The organism is Pseudomonas sp. NFACC24-1 (genome assembly GCF_900115235.1).
Taxonomy (GTDB): domain Bacteria; phylum Pseudomonadota; class Gammaproteobacteria; order Pseudomonadales; family Pseudomonadaceae; genus Aquipseudomonas; species Aquipseudomonas fluorescens_AA.
Map to the genome: position 1 here is coordinate 16,281 of NZ_FOVS01000053.1, position 10,959 is coordinate 27,239.

A 10,959-nucleotide genomic window follows, 5' to 3' on the forward strand; every position below is an offset into this window, starting at 1 on the left:
AAGGTTCACACATGAAAAGCTACTCGCTGAACGGCCGCGTCATCGCCATCACCGGCGCCACAGGGGGGCTCGGCAGGGCCGCCGCACAGGCACTGCGCAACAAAGGCGCGAAGCTGGTCTTGTTGGATCTTGATCTGGATAGCCTGAGCGTTATGGCTGCGGCGTTGGGTGGGCCTGATGTCGCTGCCGGTTGGGTGGCCAACGTGCGCTCAATTGAGAGTCTGGAGACAGCTTTGAAGAAGGCTGCGCAGCACTTCGGCGCAATTGATGTCGTGGTCGCCGGCGCTGGCGTCAGCTCGGTGGTTGCCCTGGAGTACATCGATCCAGCCACGTTTGAGCGGGTCATCGATATCAACCTTAACGGCGTGGCCCGCACCTTCCGCGCTGCCCTGCCCTACGTTAAGGGGCGCCAGGGCTATCTACTGGCCATCTCGTCCATGGCCGCTTTCGTTCATTCGCCATTGAATACAGCCTACACCGCCAGCAAGGCTGGAGTCTGGGCCCTATGTAACAGCTTGCGCCTGGAGCTTCGTCAGCACGGCGTGGGCGTCGGATCACTCCACCCGACCTTCTTCCAGACACCGATGATGGAGGCAGTCATCGCTGGGCCGTCTTCCACCCTGGTCTGGAACAATCATCAGGGGATCTGGCAGTTCGTAGCGCTGGAGAGGGTGGTCACCGCCCTGGTGGAGTGCATTGAGCAGAGGCGTGACCTAGTGACGGTGCCAAGCAGCCAGGGGCTGGTGGCGAGAGCGCCAGGCTTGCTACGCCGACTTATCGAGCGGATCGGTTTTAATGCTGGAAAAGTCGCAGAAGCGGTAAGACTCAGTGATGAAGGCAAGGCCTTGTAAGATCTGCGTAGCAGGCTGGACAAAGGGCGCTTCTGGCCGGTTGCTGCCCTTCGCGATAGGCAGCAACCGGCCGAGGCTGCGTAAAAACGTTTTTGAGCGCGACAGGTACTCAAAACCGGACTTAAAATCGCGCTTCTACGCGAAATCCACATCTGCTGACGTGCCGATAAATTTCAGATTTAACGTAGCCGCGCGCACTTCAATCTTGGCGAAGCGTTTTTACACACTCTGGGCCACAAGCAGTCGTTCAATACATCCAAAAAAAGCAGGGGCAATTCAGCTGGAAGCGTTTTTTGATTTCAATCCTTTGCGCTGGGTCATAGATTACTTATTGAACATTTCGTAAAAACACGTAACATTGCCGCCCATGATACTCGAACAGCTCAAAGCCCTGGGCAATGACACTCGCATGCAAATGATGGAGTGGCTCAAAGACCCACTCAATAATTTCCCCCCTCAGGATCATGGCGATCCTGCGATAGGCGTGTGCGTCACCCATCTGCAGCACAAGGCCGGGCTTTCACCTTCTACCGCGTCCGCACATTTAGCTATCTTGCAACGTGCAGGCTTCGTGCTGGCCACCCGCATCGGAAAGTGGACTTACTACCGGCGCAATGAACAGGCGATTGATGACTTTGCGGCCAGGCTGATCATCGAATTGTAATTTTTAAACCTTCATTTCGTTATTTCGCGTAATGAGAAAATATGAGGAAACCCCTATGAGCAGCAAAACTATCTTCGTTGAACCCGGTGGCGGCTATGAAAAGGTTGTGGTTGGCAACAGCGAAGTCCGAGCCGCAGCGCGTGGCGAAATCACCGTACGCCTTCATGCCAACTCGCTCAACTACCACGACTTCGCGGTGGTCAGCGGTATGTGGGGCCCTAGCGAAAAACGCATCCCCATGGCCGATGGTGCGGGTGAAGTCATTGCTGTCGGCCCAGATGTCACTGAATTCAAGGTGGGTGACTCGGTCGTCAGCACCTTCTTCCCGGAATGGATCGACGGTGTCCCCCTGGTTGAAGGCTTTGTCAGCGTGCCAGGTGATGGCATTGACGGCTACGCTCGTGAGCAAGTGACGGCCAACGCCACATCGTTCACCCTCGCGCCTATTGGCTACAGCCATGCTGAAGCGTCGACGCTTACCACCGCCGGCCTTACTGCATGGCGCGCCCTGATGGCCGATGACTCACTCAAGCCGGGCGACACCGTGCTCGTCCAAGGCACTGGTGGCGTTTCAATTTTCGCCCTGCAGTTCGCTAAAATGGCCGGTGCTACCGTTATTGCGACCTCTTCAAGCGATGAAAAACTTGAACGTCTGAAAGCGCTAGGCGCTGATCATGTGATCAATTACCGCAAAGACCTCAACTGGGGCGAAACTGCACGCGCGCTAACGGGTGGCCGTGGTGTTGACCACATCATCGAAGTCGGCGGCCCTGCGACGCTTGAGCAATCGATGAGTGCAGTTCGGGTTGCTGGTCACATCTCCGTCATCGGCATATTGAGTGGCGTAAGCGGTGCAATGAATTTTGTACCGGCACTGATCAAGCAAGTGCGTCTGCAGGGTGTATTGGTGGGTAGCCGCAGCCAGCAGCAGGACATGATCCGAGCCATCAATGCTAATGGCATGCGCCCGATTATCGATCGTCATTTCCCTTTGAGCGAGATTGTCGAAGCGTTCAAGTATCAGGAAACCAACCAGCATTTCGGCAAAATTTGCCTGGATATCTAAGCACGCATGCATGGGCATGATCCGTATGCCTATCTCAAGGATGTGCTACCACGACCGACGCAGCGGACGAGAGAGATTGGCCCCATTGCTGCCTGTCACAACCGGCAGCATGGGGTCGTTTTCAGCCGGCCACCACAGGCGGTATAGCCCTTCATCTACACTCAGACCTTGAAGCGCGCCACTAAATGATTGAGTTCAATCGCCAGGTTGGCCATCTCACCGCAGGCGCTGGCGGTCTGGCTGGCGCCTGCCGAGCTCTGGATTGACAGTTCGCGGATGCTGGTCAGGTTCTGGTCAGCCTCGCGGGCCACCTGGGCTTGCTCTTCGGAGGCGGTGGCGATCAGCAGGTTGCGTTCGTTGATCTGGGCTATGGCCTCGGCGATCTGCTTGAGCGAGAGGTCGGCATTCTGCGCCACCGAGATGGAACTGCTGGCCATCTGCGCGCTGACGCTCATGGCGCTCACCGCGTGGGTCGAGTCGGTCTGGATCGCGCTGATCATCTGTTCGATTTCCTGCGTCGACTGCTGGGTGCGATGGGCCAATGCCCGCACCTCATCGGCCACCACCGCAAAGCCACGGCCTTGCTCACCGGCCCGAGCGGCTTCAATGGCCGCGTTCAGCGCCAGCAGGTTGGTCTGCTCGGCAATGGCTCGAATCACCTCGACCACCTTGCTGATGTCCTGTGCCCTGCCTGACAAGGCCTTGACCTGTTCACCGGTGCTGGCCACGTTACTGGCCAGACCTTCGATGGCTTTGAGGGTTTGCGCCACATTCTCGATACCCGAACGGGTGAACTCCATCGATTCGCGGGAAGATTGGGCCGCGGCTTCGGCATTGCGTGCCACCTCGTCCACCGCGGCGCTCATTTCGGTCACCGCGGTAGCGGCCTGATTGACCTCGTCGTTCTGCCGCACTAGACCGCGGCTGGCGTCTTCGGTCACTGCGGTCATTTCTTCAGACGCCGACGCCAGTTGGGTGGAGGAATCAGCGATGCGGGCGATGGTTTCCCGCAGGTTACCCTGCATCTTCGCCAAAGCGGCCAGCAGGCGGCCGGCTTCATCGCCGCCACTGATCGAGACCTCTCGGGAAAGGTCACTGCCGGCGATGCGCTCAGCCACGGCCAGGGCATCGCTGAGGGGCGACGCGATGCTTCGGGTCAGCATAGCAGCCAGCACCACGGTGAGTACCACGGTTACCACCAGCAGGCCAATTACCAGCGTCACGCCATTGCTATAGGTGGCTTTGGCGTCCAGCCCCGCACGCTTGGCGCCCTCTTCATTGAAGTTCGAGAGATTGTCCATCTTGTCTTGCAGGGCGTTGGTCATAGGGCTGATGCGGGTATTGATCAGGGTGACCGCTGCGGCATTGTCACCACTGCGCAGCATCGGTTCCAGCTCATCCAACAGTTTGAAGTACTGCTGCACATCGTTGGACACCGCCAGGTAGAGCTCACGCTCGGTCGGCCCCGTAATGAGAGGTTCGTAATGGCTGACGGCGTCCTGCAGCGTGCTGCGGTAGCCGCTCAACGCCGCAATGCGGGTTTGGCGCTGTTGTTCGTCGGTGATCACGGTGATGCGAATACTTTCAAGGCGCAGGCGCAAAATGCCTGTCTGCATCTTGCTGGCCTCGCGAATGCTCGCCATCCAGTTGGTTTCAACATCCTGCTCCGAATCTCGAAGCTTCCCCATTTGCAATAGGGCGACGATGCCTAGAGCAAAAACCACCAGGACAATGAGTGAGAAGAACGTGGCAAACCTGGGAGCGAGGTTCATAGTCCTGATGTTCATTTTTATTCTCTTAAAAGGGTCGGTACGGTGCTGCTGTCATTCCGGGGTATCGACCAAGACGCTTGGAAATACAAGCCATCCGACAAATGGGCTAGCGCAGCCTCTGGCAAAACGTCAGCGTGTGCGCAACACATCTTGTGTAGTGACACGGACATCGCACGGGGCGGACATCGCTGCGAAGGGGATCAGGCACTGTCGCTTCAGTAGCGTTCGCCGACGAGCAACTCGCTCTGGTGCCAGAACGCAGTTGCCCGCAATGGGGCGAGGTACTACTTAACGAATGCCATTTACGTACATGAAGTGCTCGGTACTGACACGCTGATGGGAATGGGAGCACGATCTGGAAGCGGCTTACGTGATCCAGAACGGACCGTTGAAAAACCTGTCATTCCGCCTGCGCCGGGCGCCCTATCGCAACTCGTTCAGTGGCGACGTCGACGACGTCAGGTTCATTACTCGGAACCCGATCAACCTGTAAGACGAAGGGCCCGGAGGGCTGTCATCTCCGGTCCCCTTTCATTTTTCCCGTGCGCGCTTGATGTCTCTCGAGGGAGGCGCGCCGAAGCGTCGGGCATATTCGCGGCTGAATTGGGCGACGCTTTCATAGCCGACTCGCAACGCGGCGGTGTTCACGTCTATCCGCTCGGTCAACATCAGGCTGCGCGCGGCTTGCAGCCGTAGCGATTTTTGATACTGAATGGGGCTTGTGCCTGTCAGCTTGCGAAAGCGGTGATGCAGCGTGGAGCTGGCCATGCCGGATCGTTCGGCGAGGTCGGCCACCTGCAACGGTTTATCGTAGTGATACTTCAGCCATTCAACGGCTCTCACGATGCCGCTATCCCGGTAACCATCGCGAGTGACGCTGCGCAACAACTGCCCCGCTTCACTGAGCAGCAGCCTGCCGTATATCTCCCGCTTGATAAGGCCCGACATCAAGCCTGCTTCAAGCGGCCGTTCGATCAGCGTGGCCAGTCGAGCGAACGCATCGAGCATCTCGCTCGTCGCCACACCGGATACGAAGCCCCGCGCCTCAGCAGCCATTTCCTGCCTTGGCGGCTCGAGGGTCAGGATCACCTCATTGAGCATGGAAAAATCGAGCTTCAACACAACGGATAAATAGGGGGTTTGCTCGTTAGCCGCGGTCACGCGAGCCAGTGTGGGGATATCGACCGATGTGACGAAAAACGTCCCTTGCCGGAACTCACAGGCTTGCTCGCCGAACGAGATCTCCTTCGCGCCCTGCAGGATAATGGCCACGCAAGGTTCATAAATGCAGTACGTGGGCGTACCTAATTCGGCGACTCGATAAAAGCTCAAGCCTGGAATCGCCGTCGTGCAAACCTCGTTCAAGCCAATTTGCAGGGTGACTTTTTCGATAAGCCGCTTGAGCGCCTGGGAGCGTTCGGTGGGCTGCGCGGGATCGCGCAAGGTCAGGGAATGCACATGGCTGAAACCGAACTGCGAGAAGGAACCGCTCGTCATCACATGCCCCCCAATTTACGGAATGTTCGAGTCTGCTGAGAGTGCGTGACCAACACAAGAGCATCGGCAGGATTGTGCAAAAGATATGGCGAATTAGGGTCACTCGGCCAACCCTCGTTGTTCTAACTTCTAGTGCATGAACCGGCTTCGATGATCCCGTGAAACCTTGGTCGCGAAAGGAAAGTTGGATGGACAGACGAGATTTTCTTACTTATTCGGCAGTGGGTACTGTTGCAGCCGCTTTGCTGCCAGCATCGGGGGTCGCAAGTTCGCTGGCTCCTGCCCCGGTGCCCTCGTCGCTCACGGAGCCCGGAAGCGTGATGCGTACCGAAGGACGGATCGTGCGCGCAGACCTGCCCGTCAATTTACCCTCGCATGCAATGCGATACATGACGCCTCAACGCTTTGGTATGGGCGGGACGCAGATCGGCAATATCTTTGCGCCGATCAGCGACGAGCAGGCGAGCTCGGTTCTGCAGGCTGCTTGGGAGGCAGGTGTAAGACTTTACGACACCTCGCCGTTCTACGGGTTTGGCTTGAGTGAATATCGCCTGGGTCGCTTCCTGCGCGGCAAAAATCCAGACGACTATGTGGTGTCCACCAAGGTCGGTCGCGTATTGACGGCCGCTGGTGGCCCGCGCGCGGACCATGCTATCTGGAAGTCGCCGGCGCCCTTCAACTACCGATATGACTACACCGCGGCAGGCGCGCGTCGTTCCGTGGAAGACAGCCTGCAGCGGCTGGGTCTGCCGCGTATCGATGTCGTCTTTATCCATGACCTCTCGCCAGATAACACCGAACTGGAAGGCGGTTGGGAAGCGGCGTATCGAATTGCGCGCTCAGGGGCGATGGTCGAGCTTGAAAAGATGCGTGACGAGGGCCTCATCAAGGCATGGGGCTTCGGAGTCAACACGCCGAATGCCGTGGTCCAGGCAGTAGCCGGTTATGACCCGACTCCCGACATCGTGTTGCTTGCCTGCCAGTATTCCCTCCTTGACCACAGCGAGGCGTTGCGCAACACCTTTCCGGCGTTGAGCAGCAAAGGCACCAGCGCTGTGGTTGGAACACCACTGAACGATGGATTTCTGGGAGGGCGCAGCCGCTATAACTTCAGCCCGGATCTGCCTGCCGGAGCGGTGGAAAAGCGCGCGCGAATCATGGCAGTTGCCAGAAAACATGGCATCGACATTCATACTGCCGCCCTGCAGTTCGCGGCAGCACATCCGCAAGTATCCGCGATCATTCCGGGTGCCCGCTCGCCGGGACAGGTAGTTTCCAATGTGCAAGCGATGAAGATCGGTACCCCAGCAGCCTTTTGGGAGGAGCTGAAGCGCCAGGATTTGATTGATGCTCAAGCACCGGTTCCTTCCTGAGGGCCTACGCCCGGGCTACCTGCTGATGTGACGCTACCGTTGTCCTGGCAAATCACTTACACCCATAAAGTTGAGAATTAAAGGACCTTATTCTCCAGTAAACAAACTGCGCCCCCGTTCAAATAAGAACGCGAGCCTAAGGTCGTAATAATGAACATACGAACGTCACTCCTGATTTCCGGCGGTCTACTTGCGTTCTCCAGCAGTGGTCACTTGCTCGCGGACACACTTGCGTTCAGCGTTCCATTGCCTGAGCCATTCCCGCAGCTAAAGGTTCTGACGGTCCTTATAGGTATACATCTGCTCGGTATGTGCTTCGGCCTCGGCGGGGCGACGATGCTGGACCTCTGGATCTTGCGCTGGATGCGCAAGGGTAGCCTCCCCGTTGAAATCGGACGCACTTTTCACTTCATCAGCGGCGCAGTCACTCTTGGACTATGCCTCCTGTGGCTCTCAGGCCTTGGTTTCCTTGCCCTTTACGCGATGGAGTCACCGGAAAAGTTTGAAAACCCTAAACTCTGGGCGAAGGTCATTGTGGTGAGCGTCCTGACCATCAATGGAATCATCATTCACGCTTTTGTGTTGCCAGAGGTGCTACGCGACATGAGTCGGCCGCTGCTCTTTGGTGTGTCCCGCAAGAAAGCTGCCTTGTTTCTCGCATCCGGTGCAGTTTCGGGTGTGTCTTGGTACACGGCTTTTGCCTTCGGCATTTTTCGTGAGTTGAATAATAGTGTCACACTCTCTCTATTGGTCATTATGTGGCTTGCATTGATAGTAGCCGCCTCCCTTCTTGCAGCCGTTCTACTTTATACCTTCCTGAAGCCGTTGTTAGAAGTCAGCCCCCAGTGGAAGGCAGATAGCGATTTAAGTGAACTTTAATTCGTCAGTTCGATGATGCCATGCCGTCAGAAACCATGGACGAGACGTCATGCTCGCCATGCGGGCACTACGCGATGCTCGATGACGGTATGGGCTTTTCGCTGGTGCCTTGGAAGCCGGTGATCGAACAGCGGTTGGGGCAGCCGTTGGCCGCAACGGTGCGCGGCGACCGCGCTCTTGGGAGATCGGGCGACAGCGCGGAATGCCTATCGACTAATCGTAGCCTTGCAAGAGCGTCAGGGGTCACGTTTGTCGCCTTGTCTTGTAGCGTCGGCAAAGGGGTGCTCCCGGAATCGCCAGGTCGCCCCCGGACGACAGTAAGGTGTAGATGATGCAATCGTGGTCGCGTAGATCATCCGGGGTCTGCGGAACTCCGCGTTTAGCCAAGTAGTCCTTGCTGGCGACGAAGACCCGGTCCTGCCAACCAAGACGCCGGGCGCGCAAGGTGCTGTCCTCCAGATGTCCTATACGCATGGCGAGTTCGGTGCCTTCATTGATCAGGTCTACGTATCGATCGTTGAGTTGGAGATCCAGGTTCAATTGAGGGTAGCGCTCCAAAAAGGCCGGCACATGCGGCAGCACAAACGGGTGTGCGAGAGCTGTCGGACAGGCTACGCGCAAGAGTCCCGATGGCTCGACATTGTTCCTGAAGGACGACTCCAAAATCGTCCTCAAAAAAGTGTGCTGCCGTGACATGACAATCAGCAGTCTCATGGCAGGGGATCGGGATTGGGCCTGGCGAACTAATGGTCCTAGGCTAGAGTCTACGCTTCTGGATATTTTTAGAGGATGGAGCAATGGCCACTAGCTACAGCGCCCCTGGGATCATGATCGTCGATATCAATGGATACGCCGATAACGCCTACGACATGGTCATACAGCCCGACGGCTCAGTATTGGTCGCCGGTCTCTCCTACCACGCGCTCGACCTTGACTACGGCAAAGACTTTTCCTTGGCCCATCTCAACACCGATGGCAGTGTGGATTCGACCTACGGCAATGCTGGGCGGCTGGTGATTCATAAGCAAATCCCCATCGAAAAGGACTATAGCCTTCGCGTCCAGACTGACGGGGCGGTGGTGGCGGCCCACGAAGGGCACGATAACACCCCCATCGTCCAGCGTTGGGGCCCGGACGGTAAAGCCGATGCCGTGTTCAACGCCAATGCCCAGGCCAGCCTGTCCAGCGGCTTCGGCCACGCACCGATAGTGGAAGTCAACTCTGACGGCAGCGTGCTGGTGGGGGCCGTCGAGGGCAGCACGCTGAGAGTGACGCAGCTGCATGCCGACGGCACACAAGACCTCTCCTTCGGCACAAACGGAGTCCTGACATTGCAGGCCCCTGGAACGCTTCAATTCGTGCTAGGCCTCACCTCCCTGGCGGATGGCGGCATACTCGTCCAAGGTGCGCCGAACTTTCATAACAGCTTGCTCAAATACACGGCTGCTGGAGAACTGGACACCCACTTTGGCGTCAATGGCATCATGGAGATCAATAATGTTGGCAGCTACGGCGGCGGTGTGGCGGTACAAGACGATGGAAAAATACTGCTATCCAACACGACCTCTTTCGATGACTTCACCGTGCTGCGTTTCAACGCCGATGGCAGCCCCGACGTCAGTTTCGGCAACCAAGGTTCGGTCAGCATTAATCTGCCTGGCGATTATGCCGCAGGCAACGCAATAGCGGTGCAGGACGACGGCAAGATTCTGCTCGGAGGAAGCGCTTTCGCCAATGGCGGCAGTGATTTTGCCGCGGTTCGGCTAAACGCCGATGGCAGTCTGGACAGCACTTTCGGCAGCACGGATGGCAGCACGCGTTTGGTGGGTTCGTCCGGCAGCGATGTGTTGGAAGGCCTGGGTAGCGATGAAATCCTGCGTGGCCTGGCAGGTGACGATGTGCTGCAAGGCAATCTCGGCCGCGACTTGCTCTCCGGGGGTGCAGGACACGACGTCTTCCGCTATGCCAGCGTGACAGACAGCTTTCGCACCGCTGACAGCAGTGACAGTGACCGCATACTCGATTTCAATCCCGCCGAGGATCGCATTGACCTCAGTGCCCTGGGGTTCACCGGGATCGGGAACGGATACGACGGCACCTTGTTGATTGGAAATAACGCAGACGATAGCCGCACCTATCTGAAAAGCTTCGAGGCCAATGCCGATGGCCAACGCTTCGAGCTGGTGCTCGATGGAAACTTTGCCGGACAACTCGACGACAGCAACCTGACGCTCAGCACAGCGAGCGTCGCCCGCTCCAGCGTCGATAGTGCTGCGCTCCCCGGGGATCTTTCCGCGCCTGAACCTGTGGAGCTGACGCTAATAGGTACCGTAGATCCCCATACTTATAACGTGGTCTGATCTGTTGCCCGGCGCTGTGTGCTTACCGTACCTGGTACAGCACAGCAGCCCCTGGCTTGGCCTCGAAAGCCGGCACGGTGCGCTGCTCAAGTGGCATACCCTTGGCGTCCCAAACCAAGGTGTCCGATGGATACTCGTCCTTGCGGGTCATGGCGTCGATCTGCTTGACGATCACCTCCGAACTTGCAGGCACTTCGGGGTTCCATTCGAATACGCCAACTCTGCCGTAGAACACAGCCGGCGCGTTGGCGTCGAGGCGCCGGTCGGGACACATGACCAGGCCGCGGTCAAGCATAACCCGCAACGCGCCGACAGGCACCGCCTTCACCGTGGGCGTGGTGCGCTCGGTGCTGTGGCCGGGGCAGACATTGGCCGAGCGAGTCACCATGTCCTCGACCACTTGACGATCAGATTGAGCCTGCGCCGAAAAGACAACGGCAGACAAGGCGAGCACTACAAGATTTGACTTCCAGAGCACGCTAAACCTCCTATGGAAA

Annotated in this window: 10 protein-coding genes and 3 pseudogenes; 9 read left to right on the forward strand and 4 right to left on the reverse strand. The window is 57.7% G+C overall.

Annotated elements, in window-relative coordinates; translation table 11 throughout:
* Positions 1-11: 11 nt before the first annotated feature.
* The 4 genes and pseudogenes from BM317_RS28570 to BM317_RS30580 form a co-directional block, all read left to right on the forward strand.
* The gene (locus tag BM317_RS28570) at positions 12-851 is read left to right on the forward strand and encodes an SDR family NAD(P)-dependent oxidoreductase (RefSeq protein WP_092174190.1); all 840 of its coding nucleotides are present in this window, start codon (positions 12-14) and stop codon (positions 849-851) included.
* Between the two features lie 367 nt (positions 852-1,218).
* Positions 1,219-1,515, forward strand: coding sequence for an ArsR/SmtB family transcription factor (locus BM317_RS28575; protein WP_092174193.1), 297 nt, complete (start codon positions 1,219-1,221; stop codon positions 1,513-1,515).
* 55 nt (positions 1,516-1,570) lie between these two features.
* The gene (locus BM317_RS28580; protein ID WP_092477092.1) at positions 1,571-2,581 is read left to right on the forward strand and encodes a zinc-dependent alcohol dehydrogenase family protein; all 1,011 of its coding nucleotides are present in this window, start codon (positions 1,571-1,573) and stop codon (positions 2,579-2,581) included.
* Positions 2,582-2,728: pseudogene (locus tag BM317_RS30580) on the forward strand (transposase domain-containing protein); the annotation flags it as partial.
* A gap of 14 nt (positions 2,729-2,742) precedes the next feature.
* Here the strand turns inward: BM317_RS30580 and BM317_RS28585 are convergent.
* Positions 2,743-4,368: a methyl-accepting chemotaxis protein gene (locus BM317_RS28585; protein WP_092477094.1), complete on the reverse strand. Its 1,626-nt coding sequence runs from the start codon at positions 4,366-4,368 to the stop codon at positions 2,743-2,745.
* Between the two features lie 337 nt (positions 4,369-4,705).
* On the opposite strand from BM317_RS28585, the pseudogene BM317_RS28590 reads away from it, so the two are divergent.
* Positions 4,706-4,846 (forward strand): annotated as a pseudogene (locus BM317_RS28590) (OprD family outer membrane porin); the annotation flags it as partial.
* A 38-nt stretch (positions 4,847-4,884) separates the two neighbouring features.
* On the opposite strand, the gene BM317_RS28595 reads toward BM317_RS28590, so the two are convergent.
* On the reverse strand, positions 4,885-5,850 hold the full coding sequence (locus BM317_RS28595) for an AraC family transcriptional regulator (protein ID WP_170866287.1): 966 nt from the start codon (positions 5,848-5,850) through the stop codon (positions 4,885-4,887).
* Positions 5,851-6,038: 188 nt separating this feature from the next.
* Here BM317_RS28595 and BM317_RS28600 point away from each other — a divergent pair, with 188 nt between their 5' ends.
* From BM317_RS28600 to BM317_RS28610, 3 genes and pseudogenes are all read left to right on the forward strand, one after another.
* A complete protein-coding gene (locus BM317_RS28600) occupies positions 6,039-7,223 on the forward strand; it encodes an aldo/keto reductase (RefSeq protein WP_092477096.1) in 1,185 nt (394 codons plus the stop codon).
* A 150-nt stretch (positions 7,224-7,373) separates the two neighbouring features.
* On the forward strand, positions 7,374-8,102 hold the full coding sequence (locus BM317_RS28605) for a hypothetical protein (RefSeq protein WP_170866288.1): 729 nt from the start codon (positions 7,374-7,376) through the stop codon (positions 8,100-8,102).
* A 62-nt stretch (positions 8,103-8,164) separates the two neighbouring features.
* Positions 8,165-8,319, forward strand: a pseudogene (locus tag BM317_RS28610) (DUF3363 domain-containing protein); the annotation flags it as partial.
* A gap of 26 nt (positions 8,320-8,345) precedes the next feature.
* On the opposite strand, the gene BM317_RS28615 reads toward BM317_RS28610, so the two are convergent.
* On the reverse strand, positions 8,346-8,816 hold the full coding sequence (locus tag BM317_RS28615; protein ID WP_218190564.1) for a substrate binding domain-containing protein: 471 nt from the start codon (positions 8,814-8,816) through the stop codon (positions 8,346-8,348).
* 83 nt (positions 8,817-8,899) lie between these two features.
* Between BM317_RS28615 and BM317_RS28620 the strand changes: the two genes are divergently transcribed.
* Entirely contained in the window at positions 8,900-10,462 is a 1,563-nt protein-coding gene (locus BM317_RS28620; RefSeq protein ID WP_092174204.1) for a M10 family metallopeptidase C-terminal domain-containing protein, read from the forward strand.
* A gap of 22 nt (positions 10,463-10,484) precedes the next feature.
* Here the strand turns inward: BM317_RS28620 and BM317_RS28625 are convergent.
* The coding region (locus BM317_RS28625) for a hypothetical protein (RefSeq protein WP_256574285.1) at positions 10,485-10,959 on the reverse strand (475 nt) is incomplete at its 5' end.